We start from the raw sequence: 19,988 nt of genomic DNA on the forward strand, positions 1-19,988 counted from the left end.
GTCAGAAAAACTCCTCAAGCTGGCAATTGATGGCGAATTCGGCGACGGAAGCCTCATTCGGTAAGGACAGCAGCATGGCAATGATGCGGGCAAGATCGGCGGGCTGGGTCATTTGATCCGCCGGCCGTTCGGATAAGGCGGTCGCCATATCTGTCGCAACGAAACCGGGGCATACGGCTGTCGCGCGCACGCCGCTTTCGAAGCCCGCCTGTCGGATGGCATGCGCAAGCGCGACCGCCGCGAATTTGGAGAGAGAATAGCTACCGGCAGATGCGGACTTCACCCGCTTGCCGGAGAGGGAAGCGAGGATGATGACCCGGCCACGACCGCTCTCGCTCAACGCCTCCCAGGCGGCCTTAACCAGCCTTCTCGGTGCCTTGACGTTGACCGCAAGCATGGCGTCGATGTCTTCGTCATCCGCTTCGATCACTGTCTTCGGTATCATGATGCCGGCATTGGCCACGACAGCGTCGATACGACCGAAATGCTGATACGCTTCATCGGCCCAGCGCTTCTCCGCACTCGCATCATTTGCGTCATAATGGGCAAGATGGACCTGTCCCTCGTGACCCACAGCCCATTGCGGCAGCGACGGGCTGCGCATACCAAGCGATACCGACCAGCCTTCGCCAAGAAGAGTAGCAGCGATATGGTCGCCTATACCCCGGCTTGCACCGGATATGAGAGCAACGCGTTTTGTCGTTCGTTCCATCATGCAAGCCCCACAATATGGCGGTAGGCGCGACGCAAAATGTCGATAACCTGCTTCTGCTCGTCTTCCGGGATGAAGCTGAAGAAATCGCGCGATTGCTGCGGAACGATCTCCCGGATTTTCGTTGCAAGTGCCGCTCCGGCTTCGGTGATGTAAAGCTCCTGGGCGCGGCTGTCCTCCTGCGACACTTCCCGGCGTATCAGATCGTGCGACACCATCTGGTCGATGATCCTGCCCATTGCAGACCGGTCCCGCATCGTCAGATGAGCTATCACTGAAGGACGGATACCCGGGTAGTCATCGACGAGCAGCAGGGTCGTGATCTTTCCAGTTCCCTTCGCCACATCCAGCCCGTCCAAGCGGGCATCGAGATCGCGCGATACGGCAAGGTTGATCGTGCGGATGTAAAAGCTCAGCGTGTCTTCAAGCACGTCGAGATTGATATCAGTTGGCGATGTCGGCGGGTTTTCAGTTGGTTTGGACATGGAGTTTCCGTTCGAATGGTCAAAGATCGACATTGGCGCACACGCTTTCCCGGCGTGCCGCAGTGCAGGTTTTCGGCCATGTCGTATGTCAGTTTCGTGACTGAATGAATGAAAGGATAATTAGTAGACAAACGCAACTACTTTTTATTCCTGAAATCATATTTTTATTATTTAAATCAGATATTTAAAAGGAAAACCTCTCGCGCCGCCGGATCCATGATAATCCGGCGGTGCAATCAGTCTTCGATGTCGCGCGATGCAAAGTCTGACGAGGTGTCCGGCTCGTCAGACTTCGATGTTATGTGCCGACGGCAGTTGCCGCAGGTTCCCAATCCGCACCGGGGATCGCAGCAACGAGTTTCCGGGTATAGGGATGGGCCGGCGACCGGAAGATTTTTGTCGGCGGCCCCTGTTCGACAACCGTTCCCTTGTGCATGACAAGCACATCGTCGCAAATCTGGCTTGCGACTCTCAAGTCATGGGTGATGAAGATCATCGCCACCTTCATTTCAGCCTGCACCCGCGCCAGAAGCTCCAGAACCTGCGCCTGTATGGAAACGTCGAGAGCAGACACGGCTTCGTCGGCCACAAGGACGACCGGATCAAACATCAGTGCACGGGCAATGCCGATGCGCTGGCGTTGGCCGCCGGAGAATTCGTGCGGGTAACGGTCATAGGCCTGTTCATCCAGCCCCACGAGCTTCAGAATTCCCAGAGCCTTTATTCTCGCCTCATGCAAAGCCATTCCGTGGGCAACGGGGCCGACCGTCAAGATCCTGCCGATCGTATGGCGGGGATTAAGCGACGCGAAAGGATCCTGAAAAATCATCTGGATATAGGGTCGCAACGATCGAAACGTCGTTTCGTCCATCGCTGCTATGTCACGGCCATCGAAGCATATTGAACCGCCATCCGCCTCCAGCAATTTCAGCAGGACACGCCCGAGCGAGGACTTGCCCGACCCGCTTTCGCCAACGATACCGAGGGTCTGGCCCTTGTGAAGCTTGAAGCTGACACCATTGACCGCCTTGACGATACGGGCCTTGCGGAAAAACGAGCCGGAGCTGCGATATTCCTTCTCAAGATTTTCGACCTTGAGAACGACGGGAGCTTCTTCGCTGACTGAACGCTCAGTGCTCCGCATCCGCGGAACCGCAGCGACAAGTCGCTGGGTATAGGGGTGGACAGGATTGACCAGAACCTGATCCGCCCTTCCCTGCTCCACAAGATATCCCTTCTCCATCACCACGACGCGATCGGCAATTTCGGCAACGACGCCGAAATCGTGGGTGATGAACATGACGCTCATGTTCTTGCGCTTCTGTATCTTGCGGATGAGCTCAAGGATCTGCGCCTGGGTGGTAACGTCGAGAGCGGTTGTTGGCTCATCGGCAATCAGGACATCCGGATCGAGTGCCAGTGCCATGGCGATCATGACCCGCTGGCGTTGTCCGCCAGACAGACGGAATGGATATTGCAGCCGCATCAGAGGCGGGTCGGGAAGACCGACTTCTTCAAGTAGATCCAGAACCTTGGTCTTGCGGGTTTCAGGCGTTCCATAGCCATGCGCTTCAAGCACTTCGGCGATCTGATCCCCGATTGTCATCAACGGATTGAGCGCGGAGAGCGGATCCTGGAAAATGATTGAGACCGCCTGACCACGCAGCGGCCGGATTTTATCTTCCCTGGCCGCAAGTATGTCCATTCCCTTGAAATGGATTTCGCCGGAGCTGACTTTTATCACGGGCGACAACAGCCCCATGATCGTGCTGGCAGTGACGGATTTGCCGGACCCGGATTCACCGATAATGCACAGGATTTCCCCTGCGTGGAGGTCGAAAGAGATATTCTTGACCGCGTGGGTGCGCTCCATTCCCGGCGGAAGATCCACCGTGAGATTGCGAACGGACAGCACCACGTCGGCTGACGTGGTTGGATGCGACATAAGTTCCCCTTGTTTTTTTGTAACTTTGTTCGCTTTGGCCGACGCTTCATACGTCGGAAACAATATGGTGGACTATGTCTACTATATTGTCCAGTGAGTGGCGGTAGCTGAGACGGTCGATACCGGCACCGCGTTGGCGCTGCCCAGCATTCTTGACCTTTATGATCTGCAAAATGCCAGGCTGTCCCGTTTGATGTTTGGTCAGTAGCGGACCGGCGTTTTGCGTTTCGGGACAAGTTCTCCAACTGTCCCGCTAGCGCCCACTTGCGGAGCAACTTTCGCGTGCTTAAAAGGCGTGCAGTTTCAAATCGCGTCGGAGAGGACCAATTTCGTGGAACAGGTAAATACCCAAACCGGTAAGGGCCGGACCAAAGCTTTATGGGCGGCGGTTGCGATTATTGCTGTTGCTGCTGCAGGCGTCATCGGGGGTAAGGCCTTCTACGAAGCAAAGGTCAGCGAACTCGTTGCTCGCACTGGCGCAACTGCCCGTTCCGTTGAGGTTGATTTCCTCGGGCAGATTCATATTCGCGAACTGGCCTTGCCGCTTGCCGATGGCAAGAACATCCGGATTGCAGCTATCGATGGACGTCCAAAATTTCCTTTCCTGGATGGCGCACTGGAGCTGAACGACATCAATGTTGATGTGCCAACCGGCAAGATCTCGATGGCGCATGCGCGTGTCGAGAATGCCGCGTTCACAAAACCGGATGCGGCTGAAGTATCCGGAGACGGAAATGCCAACTCTCTGCCTAAGCGCATAGAGCGTTTTGCAGCAGAGCGTATTTCCACGCCTGAGATGACATTCACGCAGTCCATCGCCACCACCGAGCAGAAGACTGTTTATAAGAACGTAGCCTTCTCGGACATCGCCAAAGGCCGGGTCGCCCGATATTCCATCGACAACGCCAGCTACGACATCCAGATGGATCTACCGGACAGCACTGGCGCGATGAAAAAGAAGCACTTGGTCGTATCGACCGGCGCCATAGCCGGACAGGACTTCGATGCCGCTTACCTCGCAAGGCTCTATACGGAAAAAGCGGGTCCCGAAGATAAGGACGCAAAGCTTCTCTATGGCCCGCTTTCCGTCAGCAAAATCTCGTTCTCGGACGGAGACGGTCATTTCACCTACGATGAAATACGCAGCGACGGCTTCAGCGCCCGCATGCCGGCCGAGCCGCTTCTGGAAACGATGAACGCGCTTTCGGCGGCCAAAAATACCGACGAGCTTTCACCTCAGGAACGCCAGGCAATTTTCGCCAAGGCCCTGTCCATTCTCGATATGATTGGCAAGAGCAACATGCAGTTGCTCGGGTTCAAGGCCGACGCGCCTGATGAAAGCGAAGGGGCTGCCGGCAAAAGGGTCAAGGTCGGCATTGATCGTATCGATATGCAGATGGACAGCCGTAAGCTCGACTTCGGCCTGAATGGCATGTCGATCGGAAATGGCGTCGACACGATCGAAGTCGCCGAGGCAAGCCTCAAGGGCTTTGACTGGAGTTCCACAATCGAGAGTCTCTCCAAAATCGTCGGGCTTGACGACAAGCAGATCGAGACTTTCCCGTTTAATCACCTGATACCGGAACTGGGCACCGTCCGCGTCGGAGGCATCAATGTTGATGTCGCCGCCCCGGAACAGACAGACGACGAGACTGGTGAAAAGACGGAGGGCGTGCCTGAGCGCATCAAGTTCACGCTCAGGAATTTCGAGATGGGTCTGACAAAGCCCTTCAACGGCATACCCACAGATATCGTGATCAGGCAGGATGACCTTTCTCTTCCGATCCCGGAAGATTCGACCGAGGAAGTTTTTGTCGAAGCCCGCAAACTGGGTTTCGAGGCGCTCGCCCTGTCTTATGCCCTTGCCGCCGGCTGGGATGAACCGAACAAGAACTTGGTGATCCGGGAAATCTCCATGCGCGGCAAGGATATTGGCAGCGTCAATTTTTCCGGTCTGGCGAGCGGGTTCACGGAGGAGTTCTTCTCCTTCGACACCAATCGTACCCAGGCCGCCCTCCTGGGGCTCGCGGGTCGCGAGGTAAAGCTGACGATCAAGGACGAAGGCATGATGGCCAAGGCTATCAAGCTGTATGCTCTGCAAAACGACATGACCGAGGATCAAGTGCGCGGTGTTCTGACACTCGTGGCAAGCGCGGGGTTGCAGCAGATCGCAGCTGAACAGCCCAAACTCAAGAGTGCGGTGGACGCGTTGCTTCGCTTCATCAACAACCCAGGTACTCTTACGGTTACCGCCCGCTCCACTGGACCAAATGGCCTTGGTCTTTTTGATCTGGTTGCAGCGTCTGAAAACCCGATGCTTCTTCTCGACAAGGTCGATATCCAGGCGACGGCCGAGTAAGTCGTCCGATCGCACCCCCAAACGGTTCAAGCTCCGGTTATCGGAGCTTGAACACACCGGGCGCGGAGCATCTAGCAAAGCTTAGATGCGCCGCGCCTTGATCGTGTTCATGACAAAGCTGGTCTCGATGGTGTCGACGCATTTCAGCTTCGCGATCTTCTCTTTGATGAAGCGCTCGTAGTCCTCGAGCCCACCGCACATGACCTTGAGCATGTAGTCCCTCGAACCCGTGACGAGGTGACATTCCAGAACCTCGTCCCAGTCCAGAACGGCCGCCTCGAACATCCGGATTTCGTCATCGTGCTGGCGACTGAGGCGGATGGATGCAAGCGCGGTCATCGTCCATCCCTCGATTGCCGGATCAACGATCGCGGAATAACCTTTGATCACCCCCGTCTCTTCCAGCCGTCGCAGCCTCCGCAGACATGCAGATGCCGACAGGCCGACTCGCTCGGCAAGTTCGTTGTTGGTGATCCTTGCGTCGGCAGACAGCTCCTTGACTATCCGCCGGTCGATCGGATCTGCAATTTTTTGCGACATAAAGCACAATTCTCCGCAATATATTGCTTCATCAGACATATCCACGCTTCAGAATGCAAGGTATTTTGACTTGATTGGATGTAAGCTGCGGACAGTTCAACGTCTGTTGAGGAGGACCTTCCGCAAATGACTGCACCGCATCCGTCTAAAACCCATATCGGCAACCACGCTCTCCATCCTGAAACCCAGATGCTCAATTACGGCTACGATCCGGAATTGTCGGAAGGAGCGGTGAAGCCGCCTGTGTTTCTGACCTCGACCTTCGTCTTCAAGTCGGCGGAAGACGGTCGCGACTTCTTCGACTATGTCTCCGGCCGCAAGGAGCCGCCCGCAGGCAGAGGTGCAGGCCTCGTCTATTCGCGTTTCAACCATCCCAATAGCGAGATCGTCGAGGACCGCCTTGCCGTTTACGAACGCACCGAGAGTTGTGCGCTCTTCTCGTCCGGCATGTCCGCCATTTCGACGACGCTTTTCGCCTTCGTCCGGCCCGGCGACACCGTACTCCATTCCCAGCCTTTGTACGGCGGCACTGAGACGCTGCTGGCAAAGACCTTCCACAATTTCGGCGTTTCGGCGGTGGGTTTCGCCGACGGTGTCAGCGAGGCCTCGGTAATATCCGCCGCAGAGGCTGCGATGGCGAAAGGCAGGGTGTCCGTCATCCTCATCGAGACCCCCGCCAACCCGACAAACAGTATTGTCGATATCCCCATGATCAGCCGCGTTGCCGACGTGATCGGCCAGAAGCAGGGGCACAGGCCAATCATCGCGTGCGACAACACACTCCTCGGTCCGGTGTTCCAGCGGCCAATCGAGCACGGTGCCGATATCTCGCTCTATTCGCTGACAAAATACGTTGGCGGGCACTCCGACCTCATTGCCGGAGCAGCGCTCGGTCGCAAGGATGTCATGAAGCAGGTGAAGGCATTACGCGGAGCGATCGGCACCCAGCTCGACCCGCATTCGTGCTGGATGCTCGGGCGCTCGCTTGAGACGCTACAAATCCGCATGGAGCGGGCAAACAGCAATGCCGAGGTGGTGGCCGAGTTCCTGAAGGCGCATCCCAAGGTCGAGAAAATCCACTATCTGCCGTTTCACGATCCGGCGTCCCCGGTGGGCAAGGTGTTTGCACATCAATGCACCGGTGCGGGATCGACCTTCTCGTTTGACATTGCGGGCGGGCAGGCAGCGTCTTTCAAATTCCTCAACGCTCTCACGATATTCAAACTCGCGGTCAGCCTTGGCGGTACGGAATCTCTCGCCTCCCACCCTGCAACGATGACGCATTCGGGTGTTCCGGCCGACGTCCGCCAGCGCATTGGTGTGCTTGATTCCACGATCCGGCTGTCAATCGGCATCGAACATCCCGACGATCTGGTCGCCGACCTGACCCTCTCTCTGGATGCCGCCTGATGAAGAGGCAAATGCCGCTCCTCACCGACTGCAATACGTATGGGTTTTTCAGTACATACGAAACACCGAAACCAACGTAGTGCAGGAAGGCGATAAGGGGAGCGGCGTTACCTTCCGCTACGATTGGAGCCAATCCCGAACCGGCAATATGATACAGAAGCGGCGAATGACGGGTTGAGATGGCGTCGGGCAAAGGGTATCAGGTGCCTCAATTCCAGGCGGACCTCCCGCAAGCAACAAGGCTTATCCTGACATGATCCCGGATTTTCTCGTCACCCATTCCGGTGGCTTCCACGCCGACGAACTGCTGTCCAGCGTCATCCTGACCCGACTTTTCCCGCAGGCCCGCATCGTCCGCAGCCGGGCGCCGGAATGGATCACCCCCGGCGTGGACCGCATCATCTACGATGTCGGCGGCGCCTATGACGCGACAAGCAGGATATTCGATCACCATCAGCGCGGCGCGCCGCTGAGGGATGACGGTCAGCCATATAGTTCATTCGGACTGATCTGGAAGCATTTCGGCCGGGACTATCTTGCCGCCTTCGGCATCCCCGATGAACATGTCGAAACCGTCCATACCTCTTTCGATGGCAGCTTTGTGCTGCCGGTCGATCTGGTCGACAATGGTGCGGTCAGCCCCTCCGTCGCCGGGCCGCTGGTTGCGCTGACGCTGCCTGTCCTGCTGGAAACTCTGAAACCTGTTTTTGACGAGACCGACCCCGAAGCCGATGATCGCAGTTTCCACGCGGCGCTCGTCATTGCCCGCAGCTTCGTCGAGGCGAAAATAGCCAAAAGCGCTGCGAAACTGCGCGCCGAGGCGCTTGTAATGCAGGCTATCGTCGATGCCGGTGAAGGTCATATTCTGGAATTGCCGATGGGTATGCCGTTTCGGCCCGCCATTGTGAAGGCGGGCGCAGACAATCTGCTGTTTGTCGTTCACCCGCGTGACAAGGACTGGTGTTTGACCGGTATCCGTCGCGCAGATGAAGGCTTTGAACTTCGGGCAAACCTGCCTGCGGCATGGGCTGGCCTTACAAATGGCGATCTGGAAGCCGTTTGTGGCATTGAAGGCGCGAGTTTCTGCCACAACGGCCGGTTTATTGCCGCCGCCAAAACCCGTGATGCCGCACTCGCCATGGCAGAACTGGCTGTGAAAGAGGCGATCTTACCTGCTCCCGTAGTGTAGTCTATTGAACAACGGAACATGAGTAGGAGATCGCCCGGAAGGCGGGCCGGCGAAGCATATCAAAGGATATGTCCGCAAATGTCCTTCGGCCCGCATCACTGGCCTCCCCTCCTCCACGCCCAATCGGGAACACCGTGTTCGTTCCCGATAATCTACGGAGCCGTCACCTTGTCGGCGACCGCAGCACTATTGGGCAGCAGGAAAAGGACTGCGATGGCGCATAGCGTCGTCACCGCGGCAAGCCACCAGCAAAGTGTCGAAAACGCAGTCTGATAGGCATCCCGCAACAGGTCGTCCCCGATGTGGGACGATATTGCCTCTGCACCCGCGAGGTCGCCCACTGCCAGACGCTGACCTGTCTGATTCAAGAGGGGCGTAGACAAAGGCGCCAGCCGTCCGAGGGATGCCGAGGTTAATGCCGAGAGGGCGGCGCTGACGACTGCAAGCGCGATGCCCTCACCGGCAACCCGCACGGTACTGAATATGCCGGTCGCCATTCCCGCACGCTCCACCGGCACGACGCCAACGGACAAGCCATCCATCAGGCCCCATGGCAGACCGGCGCCCACCCCGATGACGAGCATGGGCAGAACGATCATGGCTCCATCCTCTGCCGTGAAGCCGGCAAGCCAGACGAGGCCAGAGGCGGAGATCAGCAGGCCGATGCCGCAGAGCATGCCCGGCGAAACATGACGCGCGAACATCGTCGCGACTATAGGCACCACCAGCATCGGAGCCGACAGTCCCAACATGATGAACCCCGCCCCGATTGCTCCTTGTTGCTCGATACCGATGAGGCGCAACGGAATGATAACAAGAAGAACAACGAAACAGGCGCAGGTGGCGATTGGCAATAGCTGCACCCCCACGAACCGCGGATAACGGAACAGCGATAAGTCCAGCATTGGCCGCGCTGCCCGCATTTCGATCAAGACGAAGGCTGCAAGCGAAAACGCAAATCCTGTGCTGAAAGCGATGATACCGTTAGACCCGAGAACAGGCAGCTCGATCATCGCAACGGTGAAGAGGGTGAGTGTGAGGGTAAAGCTTGCAGCGCCCAGCCAGTCGAGTTCCGCCGCATTGGGATCCCTCGTTTCACGCATCCGTGGCGGGCCGAGGATCAGGGCAAGGAGGCCGATCAGGCCGCCGGCAAGGAATATTGCCCGCCATCCGACCGTTTCGATCATCAATCCCGTCAGCAGCGGACCAGATGCAAGACCGACGCCGAAGGTCGTTCCAAGCAACCCAAAGGCGCGCGTCCTAGCGTGGCCGTCGAATTCCTGCGCAAGTGCGGCCGTCCCTCCGGCCAGGGCAGCGGCGGCGCCCACGCCTTGACCGGCACGTAGCAGATCGATGATCCACACCGAAGGCGCAAATCCAAGCGCAAAGGAGAAGCCGGTAAACAGCGCAAGGCCGATCAAGAACACCCGCCTTCTGCCATATCGATCGGCCAGCGCGCCTGCCGCCATCAGAAGACTTCCGAAAGCCAGCATGAAGGCATTGGTGATCCAGGTCAGGGATGCAGGCGATCCCCCGAGGTCCTGCCCGATCGCCGGCGTGGCAACCGCACCGGCGGAGAAGTTCAAAGGAAGGGTCAAGGCGGCAAGACACACCGCCACCAATACCGAATTCCGGCTGGCTGAGGCTCTATGAGGGGCGTCGTTCATGCGAACTCCAATCGTGAAATGGGGTCGCGACACCAAGGTCGCGTATCGGCATCCATCCTCATCAGACGACATCAATTCGACAATCGGCCTCACGGGCCTTTCATTGCGGATTAAAATTCTCTAATCAGTGACAATGGATAAGTTGAGCGAGATCGATGCCTTCGTCCGGGTTGCCGAAAGGCTGAATTTTGCCAAGGCCGGGCAGAGCCTGGGCCTGTCACCTTCTGCTGTCGGAAAAAGCGTTGCCCGACTGGAGGCATCTCTGGGCGTACGGCTGTTCAATCGCACCACCCGGCAGGTCTCCCTGACCAATGAAGGGGCAATGCTGTTTGAGCGGTATCGGTCCATCCTGACCGATCTGCGCGACGCACATGAAGCAGTCATGGACAATCTGGCCCTGCCCCGCGGCAGTCTGCGCGTGACGCTTCCGACAATCGGATACCGCTTTCTGCTGCCGATAGTGCCTGAATTTCGCCGGCGTTATCCCGATATCGATCTGGAACTCGACTTTAACGACAGGCGCGTCGATCTGATCGAGGGCGGCTTTGATGCTGCAATCCGCAGTGGCGAGCTTGATGATTCCAGCCTGATAGCGCGGCGTCTTGGTCCATTCCGCTTCATTTTATGCGCGTCGCCGGACTATTTTCAACGAATGGGCACACCCCTGCACCCCAGCCAATTGCCAGAGCATGATGCATTGCGCTTCCGCTTTCCGACCTCCGGCAGGTTTCAGGAATGGCTGCTGGAAAACGGCGACAACCCCCTGTCGAGCATGCGTATCGCCCTTACCTGCGGCAATATGGAGGCGATAAGGGCGGCGGCGATTAACGGGATGGGGCTCGCTTACATGCCTGAATTCCTGGCGACGGACCCCATCAGGGATGGCCTGCTCGAGACGGTCCTGAACGAGCATCTCGCCGCACCAGGCCAGTTTTCAATTGTCTGGCCATCAGCCCGCTTCATGGCGCCGCGGCTGCGCGCCTTCATCGATTTTGCGATCGAAAAGCTCTTTGTCGAAACCTGACTGGAGTATCTGCGCATGACAGATGCTGGCGGGCTTATGCGCGCCGGTGGAGTTCGTCCATTGAAGCCATCGGCGGACTAATACGGTGCATTTCTTGACCAATAAGACAGTGGTGGGTAAATAAGGGATGCTGATGAGGAGTTTATGACCATGGACAAAGATCGCCGATAATCCGGACTTACGTCGATGACAGCGCAGTCTTTTTAAAACGACGCGTTGGCTAGCTCAGCATTTGCATCAAAGGAACATTCATGCCCAGACTTTCTGGAAAGACCGCACTCGTGACCGGCGCGGCACGCGGAATTGGTGCGGCTATCGCCCAAGCGTTTGCTGACGAGGGGGCACAGGTCATCGTTACCGATATAGACGTGGATGGCGGCTTGTTGACCGCAGGCTCAATCGGCGGGAGGTTTGTCCGTCTCGACGTCGCATGCGAGGCAGACTGGGCGAAAATTGCCAGTCAATTTCCCAAGATGGACGTCGTCGTCAACAATGCGGGAATAACAGGCTTTGAAGGACCATTCGAAGGGGCCCCGCCAGCCCATGATCCAGAAAATGCCCAACTTGCTGATTGGCACAAGGTCCATGCGGTCAACCTGGATGGCACCTTTCTGGGCTGCCGTTATGCAATCCGCGCCATGCGAGCAAATGGTGCGGGGTCGATTATCAACATTTCCTCACGCTCAGGGCTTGTCGGAATTCCAATGGCAGCGGCCTACGCCTCATCCAAGGCCGCCGTCCGCAACCACACCAAGAGCGTGGCCCTATATTGCGCCGGTCAGGGCCTGAACATCCGGTGCAATTCAATTCACCCTGCAGCCGTGATGACACCGATGTGGGAGCCGATGTTGGGAAATGGCCCGGATCGCAAAGATCGTGAAGCCGCGCTGGTCAAAGAAACGCCCATGCAACGCTTTGGCAGAGCCGAGGAGGTAGCCGCACTCGCAGTCCTGCTCGCATCTGACGAGGCAACTTATATGACTGGGGCCGAACTGAACATCGATGGCGGCATTCTTGCAGGATCAGCCGCAGCACCGGGAAACTAGAATAACGGGCTATGGAATGACCGCACCTTCTTGGTCCATTGCCCCCATTATGATGGAAGATAGTAAAGGTCGAACTTCCACCGACCAGTTCTGTGGCACTCCCGGCAAACGCGTCAAAACCTTGGATCATTTGGGAAGAGTTCGGCCCAAATGATTTATGACGGCAATTGGCGCAAACCGATCAATCTATGCGTTGACGATCGTCGCTAAAAACTCAAGACGCACCCAGATGGAAAAGGCCCTCCCGGTTCGGAGAGGGCCTGTTTTCATTACCATCGATAGTCGCGACGGTCTCGCCATTCGCGATGTTCGCGCCAATCTCTGCGCTCGCGCCATTCTCTGCGGGCCTGACGTTCACGCCACTCCCTGCGGGCTTCCCAGCGATCACGTCTGTCCCAGCCGCGCTCATATCTCGGCGGTCCATTGGGCCGGCAATATCCGCGCGGCGATAGATGAAAGCCGCGTCCGCAAGCATAGTCCACACTTTGAACGTTGGATGCCAAGGGTGCGGCCGGTTGACCGACAGGCATAGCGTTCGCGCCACTGCCGAACAGGGCACCGAGAATTATTCCAGCGCTTAAAATCATCTTACGCATTTCATCTCCCTCCTTCCGGGATGGAGGGATTTAGCGCCCTTTCCGGTGAACTGTGGCTGAATGAATCTTGATGTTTTCGTGGCAAAAACTCCACAATTGTGGCAGATGCCGGCTTCGCGTTTCGATCACTGCGAAAGGGTGAAGCGGCGTCAAGGCGGCGCGGCTCACTGCCCCGCCCCAGTCAATGCAGACCTGTTATTCGTTTATGTGCCAGTGGGTTGAAGGGGCGCGATGTATCCCCTCCGGTTGCAGTCCCGCGGTTTTCGTCATAGTCCTCAAGCGAATGAGGAGACGGTGATTGAACCCCAATCTGGACACAAAGCCCGAACCAAAGCCAAAGAGCAAACGCCTCATCTGGCCTTGGGTGCTGTTGGCCGTTCTAACGCTTGCAGCCGTTCTTGCGCTTGCGGGCATCTATATTTACAGGGAGCTGACATCGACGGCCGAGGATCTGGCTCGAACCTGGCGCGACCTCGTGCAATTGTTCTGGCTGATAATGCCGGACCGTCAGCCCTAGTCTTGGGTAACAGAAAGGCGCTAGTGGCAAAGCCTGAGCGCGGCATGGAATCCCAAAAAAATTGAAGAGTTTGCGGCGGCGGTGTATCGGATCGCAAACTCTGTTTTTGGGAACCTGAATGCAACCGTCTTTTAGATTGCCGCCGCTGGAGGCGCTTGTTGTTTTTGAGGCCGCGTCCCGTTTGGGCAGCTTCTCCCGCGCGGGCAACGAGCTGGGCCTGACGCAGAGCGCCGTCAGCCGGCAGATCGGCAAGCTGGAAGCGTTCATTGGCTCCAAGCTTTTCGAGCGCGTGCCGACAGGCGTGCGACTGACGACCATCGGCGAAAACTACTCGATCGATATATCGCGGCTGATCCTCGATATCGCAAGTGTCACGGACGGCGTCCGCTCGTGGACCGGCGCCAGCCAAATCACCATCGCCTGCTCTCGCGGGATTGCGGATCAATGGTTCATGCCTCGCCTGCAGAAACTGAAACGCGATATTCCCGGCATCGAATTGCGGGTGCGGGTAACTGACGATGTGGCACATCTGCGTCTGGATGAATTCGACCTGGCTATTTTCTATCGCAAGGAAAGACCGATTGGCGTCTGGCTATCGGAACTCGGCCAGGAGGAGGTCGTCCCCGTTTCTGCCCGCGGCATGACCAATCTTATGGAGCAGAGGGCACCGGTTTTGATCTCCATCGAAGATTCGATGCGGGAATGGCAGGATTGGAGCGACTGGTGGCGCTCGTCACACCTGTTGCCGCCACAGGATGCAATCCAGTGGAAACTCGGAGACTATGGCCTCTGCGTCGCGGCGGCATCGCAGGGGCTTGGTGCAACGCTTGGGTGGACCTGGCTCATCCGCGACCAACTGGATAGCGGAGCGCTCGTTCCTGTGCATTCCCATGCCATGCGCTCGGAAGGCAAATTTTACCTGATGCGACCGGCAGATCGCCACCAGCGTAAAATTGTGCGCGAGGTTTCCGATTGGCTGATTGCAGACAACCATAAAACCGCGCGCTGAAACCCGTCATGCCTGCGCAGGAGGTGTTTTGCGGCGCCGGTCCAGCAGGAACCGCGCGTAGCCGATGATGGTGAACAGCAGCCAGGCGACCTGTGAAATCAGCGAGCCGAGGTTGAAATTCCATATCAGCGAGTAGATCAGAAATACGCCACCCAGAACATTTAAGAGAGTGTAGCGCCAGTCTTCTATCGTCAGAAGTCGCAGCTGCAACAGGGCATAGGCGAAGAGATAAAAAAACGCTCCTGCAAGGCCGACAAGATCCGCTAGCCCCATTTGTATCCACTCCATAAACACGCCCGCCCGGCGAGCGCCTGCTACACCGGACCCGCTCCGGCGCATCCCTTTACTCCGCTTCGCAGATAACCGGATGCGCTCAGATTTCATGACCCCATGCGCAAAAATCATACCCCCCTGCGCGCATCGGTATCTAGTGCCGAACCGTCGAGTACGATACGCCACTGCCAGCCGCGCCTCGTCCGGCCCCGATAAAAAACAGGGAACCCAAACATGACATCCTCCCCCTTTTCCTTCTCGCTCGACCGGCGGCATTTTCTTGCCGGCGCGGCCAGCCTCGCGGCGCTTTCTGCCGGTTTCATTACAGACGCCAGTGCGCAAGGCGCGGACACACCGAGGAAGGGTGGCGTTTTGAAATTGGGTATCGGCGGCGGCAGCACCACGGATAACCTCGATCCCCGCATCCTGAAAGACTGGGTGCCGGTCAATCAGGCCTTCATGATCATGAACGGCCTTGTCGAGATCGATGCCAGCAATCACGCTGTGCCTGAATTGTTCGAAAGCTGGGAAGCGCAGCCCGGCGCCGTGGAGTGGGTCTTCAAGCTGCGTCAGGGTGTCACCTTCCACAATGGCAAGACCCTGACGGTGGAAGACGTCATCTACTCCATCAACCTGCACCGTGGCGAAACCACCTCTGCGGCACGCTCGGTTGCGTCTGCGCTTAAGAGCGTCGACAAGCTTTCCGACACCGAGGTCAAGATCGTCCTCGAAAGCGGCAATGCCGACCTTCCTTACATCCTGTCCGACTACCATTTCCTCGTTGTGCCGGAAGGCTGGACGGATTTCAGCAAACCTGTCGGCACCGGGCCATTCGTGTTCGAAAGCTACGATCCGGGCGTTCGTTCGCGCTTTACTCGTAATCCGAATTACTGGAAGCCGAATGCCGCTCACGTTGACGCCGTGGAAGTCATCGTCATCAACGATATCGCCGCACGCACCAATGCCATGATGTCGGGTCAGGTCCATGCGATCAACCAGCTCGACTTCAAGACAGTAGACCTGCTGCGCCGTAACCCCAACCTCAACATCGTCCAATCGGCTGGCGGCCAGCACTTCACATTCCTGATGGATTGCACGCAGGCGCCATACAAGGACAACAATATCCGCCTTGCCATCAAGCACGCCATCGACCGCGAGCAGCTTTTGAAAACCGCGCTGCGTGGCTACGGCCGCATCGGGAACGATCATCCGATCCCGAGTTCTGACCGCTTTTATGCCGCGGATCTGGCGCAGCGTCCCTACGACCCCGAGAAGGCGAAGTTTTATCTGAAGCAGGCTGGCCTCGATACGCTCAAGGTAGAGATTTCCGCTTCCGACGCCGCCTTCTCCGGCGCTGTGGATGCAGCGGCGATTTTCCGCACGAGTGCGGCCAAGGGCGGCATCGATGTTTCGATCAAGCGCGAACCCGCCGATGGCTACTGGGACAATGTCTGGATGAAAGCTCCATTCTGCATGTCATACTGGGGCGGACGCCCAACAGCAGACCAGATGCTGACCATCGCTTACCAGTCCACCTCGGCGCAAAATGATACGCACTGGAAGAACGAAAACTTCGACAAGAAACTCATCGAGGCGCGTGCACTTCTCGATGATGCGAAGCGCAAGGAAATCTATGCCGAGCTTCAGGCGCTCATCTCCAATGAGGGCGGCGCCATGATCCCGATGTTCGGAGATTATCTGGATGCGACATCCAAGAAACTGAAGGGCGTGACCACGCATCCGATGTTCAACTTCATGGGTGCCCGTCTCGCTGAAAAGGTCTGGTTGGACGCATAATGACTAAGCTTATCCTGAAGCGCATTGCTTTGGGTATTTTGACGCTTCTGCTGGTGTCGGCGCTTATTTTCGCCGGCACTCAGCTTCTTCCCGGAGATGTGGCGTCGGCAATACTCGGACAGAATGCGACTCCTGAATCTCTCGCCGTGCTGCGCGCCGATCTCGGTCTGGAGCAGCCCCTTCTGCAACGTTATCTTTCCTGGCTCGGCGGTTTCGTGACCGGCGACCTTGGAAATTCGCTGGCAAACCACCAGCCCGTTGCAGCTCTCTTATGGCCGCGGTTCTGGAACACCATGGCGCTGGCGCTTTATGCCGCCGTCGTGTCCGTTCCGGTTGCCGTACTTCTGGGTCTGTTCAGTGCCATCTGGCGCGGCAGCCTGTTCGATCGGGCTGTCAACATCGTTGCGCTGGGCTTTGTTTCCCTTCCGGAATATTTTCTGGGCCTGTTGCTGATCCTTTTCGTGTCCGTGCAGTACAATCTTTTGCCGAGCCTTGCCGACACTTATCCGGGTATGGGCTTTGCGGATTGGCTGAAAGCCACCACGCTTCCTGCTCTGACGCTGGTTCTGGTTACTGTGGCGCAGATGCTGCGCATGACCCGCACCGCCGTTCTTGCGGTGATGGATCAGGCCTATGTCGAAACAGCCTATCTCAAGGGATTGCGGACCAAACGCGTGGTTCTTCGCCACGCGCTTCCCAACGCCGCGGCCCCGATCGTCAACGTCGTATCGTTCAACATCGCCTATCTCATCACCGGTGTGGTGCTGGTAGAGGCCGTGTTCAACTATAACGGCCTTGGCCGTTTCATGGTCGATGCCGTTTCGAAGCGGGACCTTCCGCTGGTACAGGCAGCAGCCCTCGTTTTCGGCGCAACCTACGTCATTCTAAACATCATTGCCGATGTGTCGGCAATTGCGCTTAACCCGCGCCTGAGGCATCCCCGATGAAAATGCTCCGCACCATCACCCCAACCGCATGGGTCGGTCTTTTCATCATTTCGGTCAACATCGTCCTGTTCGCAGCCGGTCCGCATATCGCGCCTTTCGGGCAGGAGGAGATCGTCGGTTCGCCTTTCGATCCGCCTTCGGCAATGCACTGGTTTGGCCTTGATCAGAACGGACGCGATATGCTGTCGCGCCTTTTGGCCGGTGCGCAAATCTCCATCGGCGTTTCGCTGGCGGCGTCCCTGCTCTCCTTCACAATCGGGATCACGCTTGGTTTCATCGCGGCTATCTTCGGCGGCTGGCTCGATATGGTTCTCTCGCGCATCGTCGACACTATCATGTGTATTCCAGTGCTGATCTCGGCTCTTGTCGTGCTGCAGGCGCTAGGCTCGTCCATCCCCGTGCTGATAGTGACCATTGCGCTTCTGGATTCCACCCGCGTCTTCCGTCTGGCGCGCATTGTCGCCCAGGGCGTGAATGTGCTGGAATATGCCGAGACCGCGCGCCTGCGCGGAGAAGGCCTGATCTGGCTAGTGTTCAGGGAGATACTGCCCAATGCCCTGCCGCCGCTCATTGCGGAATTCGGCCTGCGTTTCTGCTTCACCTTTCTGTTCGTGGCCGGTCTGTCCTTTCTCGGGCTTGGCGTTCAGCCGCCTTTCGCAGACTGGGGCGGCATGGTGAAGGACAACCAGCAGGCCATTCTTTATGGCCTCTACGCACCGCTTTATCCGGCCGCTGCCATCGCCGTTCTCACCATCGGCGTCAATCTCGTCGTGGACTGGCTGCTGGCTGGCCGCAGCGCAATTCAGGGAGCAGACCGATGAGTAACAATGAGGTCCTGCAAATTCGCGGCCTGAAAGTTGCTGCGCCGAATGGAGCAATTCTGGTTGATGGTATCGATCTGGATCTCAAGCGCGGTGAGGTCAAAGGGCTGATCGGTGAATCCGGCGCCGGTAAATCCACCATCGGGCTTGCCGCCATGGGATATGGCCGAAACGGTTGCCGAATCGTTGGTGGAGAAATCGTCGTGAATGGCGTTTCGCTGATGACGGTGGATCGCGCCGGTCGTGAGGCGGCGCGCGGTGCGCGCATCGCTTATGTGGCGCAAAGTGCAGCTGCGGCGTTCAACCCTGCCATGAAGATTGGCGAACAGATTATCGAGGGGCCGCTTTACCACGGCGTCATGAACCGGCGGGAAGCCGAAGCCTGGATGCTGGAACTGCTGCAAGCGCTGCAACTTCCCGATTATCAGAATTTCGGCGACCGTTACCCGCATCAGGTCTCCGGTGGGCAGTTACAGCGCGCGATGGTGGCCATGGCGATGTCATGCCGCCCTGACATACTCGTGCTGGACGAACCCACAACGGCACTCGATGTCACCACGCAGATAGAGGTTCTGGCCCTGCTCCGCAGCCTCATCCAGCGCTACAATACCGCCGCCCTCTACATCACGCATGACCTTGCCGTCGTCGCGCAGATTGCTGACAGCATCATGGTCTTGCGCCATGGCAAAAAGGTAGAAGCCGGTTCTGCCGAGGATATCCTCGAGCACCCGCAGGAAGACTATACGCGCCGCCTTGTATCCGAACGCCAAGCCAGCATGTCCGGCGAATCCGTCCAGAACAGGGGTGGTGAAATCCTGCTGGAAGCGCGTGGCGTCACCGCCTACTACGGTCGCAAGAAGGTGCTGGACAACGTTCACTGCGAAATCCGAAAGGGCGAAACACTGGCAGTCGTGGGTGAATCCGGTTCGGGAAAATCCACTTTGGCCAGGGTTATTGCCGGGTTGCCGCCGCAATCCTCCGGAGTCATTTCGCTGGCTGGACACCGGCTTGCGGACAAGTACTCCAGGCGTTCGCGCGAAGATCTTCGCCGTATCCAGCTCGTTTACCAGCTTCCGGATGTGGCGCTCAATCCGCGCCACACCGTCGGCGAGATCATCGGCCGTCCCATGTCGTTCTATTTCGGAATGAATGACGATGAGCGCGCCTCCGAGGTGAACCGGTTGCTGGACCTGATCGGTCTGCCCCGGGAGTTTGCAGAGCGCCTGCCAAAAGCGCTTTCCGGGGGGCAGAAGCAGCGCGTGTGTATCGCACGCGCACTTGCCGCAAGACCCGATCTTATCATCTGCGACGAGGTGACATCGGCACTTGATCCTCTCGTGGCGGAAGAAATTCTCAGACTGTTGCGCTCGTTGCAGGATGAACTGGGCGTCTCCTATCTGTTCATCACCCATGACCTCGGCGTCGTTCGCCGGCTCGCCGACAGGACGATGGTGATGCAGCATGGCCGCATTGTCGAAACCGGCACGACCAAGGAGGTTTTTGCACCTCCTTACCAACCCTATACCGAACAGCTCATCACCTCGGTCCCCGAACTGCGGCGCGACTGGCTGGATGGCGTGCTGGCAAGACGTGGCCTCCCCGCCGCATGATCTGCGGGGCGGTTCACTCTTTGATGGGTGTCGCCTCGCAT

General features: G+C 57.7%; 18 protein-coding genes. 11 read left to right on the forward strand and 7 right to left on the reverse strand.

Annotated features, from left to right (window positions below):
• Position 1: 1 nt before the first annotated feature.
• The 3 genes from G6L97_RS14395 to G6L97_RS14405 all read right to left on the reverse strand — a co-directional run bounded on the left by G6L97_RS14395 (position 2) and on the right by G6L97_RS14405 (position 3,142).
• Positions 2-712, reverse strand: coding sequence for an SDR family NAD(P)-dependent oxidoreductase (locus tag G6L97_RS14395; protein WP_025596016.1), 711 nt, complete (start codon positions 710-712; stop codon positions 2-4).
• Entirely contained in the window at positions 712-1,197 is a 486-nt protein-coding gene (locus tag G6L97_RS14400) for a MarR family winged helix-turn-helix transcriptional regulator (RefSeq protein ID WP_026330963.1), read from the reverse strand. Before G6L97_RS14400 ends, G6L97_RS14395 begins: the two co-directional genes overlap by 1 nt.
• Positions 1,198-1,495: 298 nt before the next feature.
• Entirely contained in the window at positions 1,496-3,142 is a 1,647-nt protein-coding gene (locus G6L97_RS14405) for an ABC transporter ATP-binding protein (protein WP_112192405.1), read from the reverse strand.
• Positions 3,143-3,473: 331 nt separating this feature from the next.
• On the opposite strand from G6L97_RS14405, the gene G6L97_RS14410 reads away from it, so the two are divergent.
• Positions 3,474-5,501: a hypothetical protein gene (locus G6L97_RS14410; RefSeq protein ID WP_111801536.1), complete on the forward strand. Its 2,028-nt coding sequence runs from the start codon at positions 3,474-3,476 to the stop codon at positions 5,499-5,501.
• An 81-nt stretch (positions 5,502-5,582) separates the two neighbouring features.
• Here G6L97_RS14410 and G6L97_RS14415 read toward each other — a convergent pair whose 3' ends face one another.
• Positions 5,583-6,041 carry an Lrp/AsnC family transcriptional regulator gene (locus tag G6L97_RS14415; protein ID WP_097100317.1) on the reverse strand — a complete coding sequence of 153 codons (459 nt, stop codon included), beginning with the start codon at positions 6,039-6,041 and terminating at the stop codon, positions 5,583-5,585.
• Between the two features lie 126 nt (positions 6,042-6,167).
• Between G6L97_RS14415 and G6L97_RS14420 the strand changes: the two genes are divergently transcribed.
• Together G6L97_RS14420 and G6L97_RS14425 are read left to right on the forward strand one after the other, a co-directional pair.
• Entirely contained in the window at positions 6,168-7,451 is a 1,284-nt protein-coding gene (locus tag G6L97_RS14420) for a cystathionine gamma-synthase family protein (RefSeq protein WP_111789112.1), read from the forward strand.
• Positions 7,452-7,704: 253 nt separating this feature from the next.
• Positions 7,705-8,640, forward strand: a complete 936-nt coding sequence (locus G6L97_RS14425; RefSeq protein WP_065705373.1) for an MYG1 family protein — start codon at positions 7,705-7,707, stop codon at positions 8,638-8,640.
• A 152-nt stretch (positions 8,641-8,792) separates the two neighbouring features.
• Here G6L97_RS14425 and G6L97_RS14430 read toward each other — a convergent pair whose 3' ends face one another.
• Entirely contained in the window at positions 8,793-10,307 is a 1,515-nt protein-coding gene (locus G6L97_RS14430; RefSeq protein ID WP_236773626.1) for an MFS transporter, read from the reverse strand.
• 133 nt (positions 10,308-10,440) lie between these two features.
• On the opposite strand from G6L97_RS14430, the gene G6L97_RS14435 reads away from it, so the two are divergent.
• Positions 10,441-11,331 (forward strand): LysR family transcriptional regulator, encoded by an 891-nt coding sequence (locus G6L97_RS14435; protein WP_174003125.1) that lies wholly within the window; start codon positions 10,441-10,443, stop codon positions 11,329-11,331.
• A gap of 251 nt (positions 11,332-11,582) precedes the next feature.
• The gene (locus G6L97_RS14440) at positions 11,583-12,377 is read left to right on the forward strand and encodes an SDR family oxidoreductase (RefSeq protein ID WP_065660088.1); all 795 of its coding nucleotides are present in this window, start codon (positions 11,583-11,585) and stop codon (positions 12,375-12,377) included.
• Positions 12,378-12,646: 269 nt separating this feature from the next.
• On the opposite strand, the gene G6L97_RS28230 is transcribed toward G6L97_RS14440, so the two are convergent.
• Complete coding sequence (locus tag G6L97_RS28230; protein ID WP_013761339.1) at positions 12,647-12,973, reverse strand: GCG_CRPN prefix-to-repeats domain-containing protein; 327 nt, start codon at positions 12,971-12,973, stop codon at positions 12,647-12,649.
• 298 nt (positions 12,974-13,271) lie between these two features.
• On the opposite strand from G6L97_RS28230, the gene G6L97_RS14445 reads away from it, so the two are divergent.
• Together G6L97_RS14445 and G6L97_RS14450 are read left to right on the forward strand one after the other, a co-directional pair.
• Positions 13,272-13,490, forward strand: a complete 219-nt coding sequence (locus G6L97_RS14445) for a hypothetical protein (RefSeq protein ID WP_076844823.1) — start codon at positions 13,272-13,274, stop codon at positions 13,488-13,490.
• 118 nt (positions 13,491-13,608) lie between these two features.
• Positions 13,609-14,499: a LysR substrate-binding domain-containing protein gene (locus tag G6L97_RS14450; RefSeq protein ID WP_013761341.1), complete on the forward strand. Its 891-nt coding sequence runs from the start codon at positions 13,609-13,611 to the stop codon at positions 14,497-14,499.
• A gap of 6 nt (positions 14,500-14,505) precedes the next feature.
• On the opposite strand, the gene G6L97_RS14455 is transcribed toward G6L97_RS14450, so the two are convergent.
• Positions 14,506-14,772, reverse strand: a complete 267-nt coding sequence (locus G6L97_RS14455) for a CBU_0592 family membrane protein (protein ID WP_003517727.1) — start codon at positions 14,770-14,772, stop codon at positions 14,506-14,508.
• 234 nt (positions 14,773-15,006) lie between these two features.
• On the opposite strand from G6L97_RS14455, the gene G6L97_RS14460 reads away from it, so the two are divergent.
• The 4 genes from G6L97_RS14460 to G6L97_RS14475 are packed head-to-tail and all read left to right on the forward strand — an operon-like array spanning position 15,007 to position 19,947.
• Positions 15,007-16,569 (forward strand): ABC transporter substrate-binding protein, encoded by a 1,563-nt coding sequence (locus G6L97_RS14460; protein WP_174003128.1) that lies wholly within the window; start codon positions 15,007-15,009, stop codon positions 16,567-16,569.
• A complete protein-coding gene (locus G6L97_RS14465; protein ID WP_003517729.1) occupies positions 16,569-17,516 on the forward strand; it encodes an ABC transporter permease in 948 nt (315 codons plus the stop codon). Before G6L97_RS14460 ends, G6L97_RS14465 begins: the two co-directional genes overlap by 1 nt.
• Positions 17,513-18,337, forward strand: a complete 825-nt coding sequence (locus G6L97_RS14470; RefSeq protein ID WP_112673890.1) for an ABC transporter permease — start codon at positions 17,513-17,515, stop codon at positions 18,335-18,337. Before G6L97_RS14465 ends, G6L97_RS14470 begins: the two co-directional genes overlap by 4 nt.
• Positions 18,334-19,947 (forward strand): ABC transporter ATP-binding protein, encoded by a 1,614-nt coding sequence (locus G6L97_RS14475; protein ID WP_065705364.1) that lies wholly within the window; start codon positions 18,334-18,336, stop codon positions 19,945-19,947. The genes G6L97_RS14470 and G6L97_RS14475 overlap by 4 nt, the downstream gene beginning before the upstream one ends.
• The last annotated feature ends 41 nt before the right edge of the window (positions 19,948-19,988 follow it).

Origin of the sequence: Agrobacterium tumefaciens (genome assembly GCF_013318015.2) — a bacterium.
In the GTDB taxonomy this organism is placed as follows: domain Bacteria; phylum Pseudomonadota; class Alphaproteobacteria; order Rhizobiales; family Rhizobiaceae; genus Agrobacterium; species Agrobacterium tumefaciens.

Coding starts and splice junctions, on each gene's coding strand:
- G6L97_RS14420 (WP_111789112.1), top strand. CDS start 6,168: ATGACTGCACCGCATCCGTCTAAAACCCATATCGGCAACCACGCTCTC.
- G6L97_RS14395 (WP_025596016.1), bottom strand. CDS start 712: ATGGAACGAACGACAAAACGCGTTGCTCTCATATCCGGTGCAAGCCGG.
- G6L97_RS14430 (WP_236773626.1), bottom strand. CDS start 10,307: ATGAACGACGCCCCTCATAGAGCCTCAGCCAGCCGGAATTCGGTATTG.
- G6L97_RS14475 (WP_065705364.1), top strand. CDS start 18,334: ATGAGTAACAATGAGGTCCTGCAAATTCGCGGCCTGAAAGTTGCTGCG.
- G6L97_RS14425 (WP_065705373.1), top strand. CDS start 7,705: ATGATCCCGGATTTTCTCGTCACCCATTCCGGTGGCTTCCACGCCGAC.
- G6L97_RS14455 (WP_003517727.1), bottom strand. CDS start 14,772: ATGGGGCTAGCGGATCTTGTCGGCCTTGCAGGAGCGTTTTTTTATCTC.
- G6L97_RS14470 (WP_112673890.1), top strand. CDS start 17,513: ATGAAAATGCTCCGCACCATCACCCCAACCGCATGGGTCGGTCTTTTC.
- G6L97_RS14405 (WP_112192405.1), bottom strand. CDS start 3,142: ATGTCGCATCCAACCACGTCAGCCGACGTGGTGCTGTCCGTTCGCAAT.
- G6L97_RS14435 (WP_174003125.1), top strand. CDS start 10,441: ATGGATAAGTTGAGCGAGATCGATGCCTTCGTCCGGGTTGCCGAAAGG.
- G6L97_RS14440 (WP_065660088.1), top strand. CDS start 11,583: ATGCCCAGACTTTCTGGAAAGACCGCACTCGTGACCGGCGCGGCACGC.
- G6L97_RS14460 (WP_174003128.1), top strand. CDS start 15,007: ATGACATCCTCCCCCTTTTCCTTCTCGCTCGACCGGCGGCATTTTCTT.
- G6L97_RS14400 (WP_026330963.1), bottom strand. CDS start 1,197: ATGTCCAAACCAACTGAAAACCCGCCGACATCGCCAACTGATATCAAT.
- G6L97_RS14465 (WP_003517729.1), top strand. CDS start 16,569: ATGACTAAGCTTATCCTGAAGCGCATTGCTTTGGGTATTTTGACGCTT.
- G6L97_RS28230 (WP_013761339.1), bottom strand. CDS start 12,973: ATGCGTAAGATGATTTTAAGCGCTGGAATAATTCTCGGTGCCCTGTTC.
- G6L97_RS14450 (WP_013761341.1), top strand. CDS start 13,609: ATGCAACCGTCTTTTAGATTGCCGCCGCTGGAGGCGCTTGTTGTTTTT.
- G6L97_RS14415 (WP_097100317.1), bottom strand. CDS start 6,041: ATGTCGCAAAAAATTGCAGATCCGATCGACCGGCGGATAGTCAAGGAG.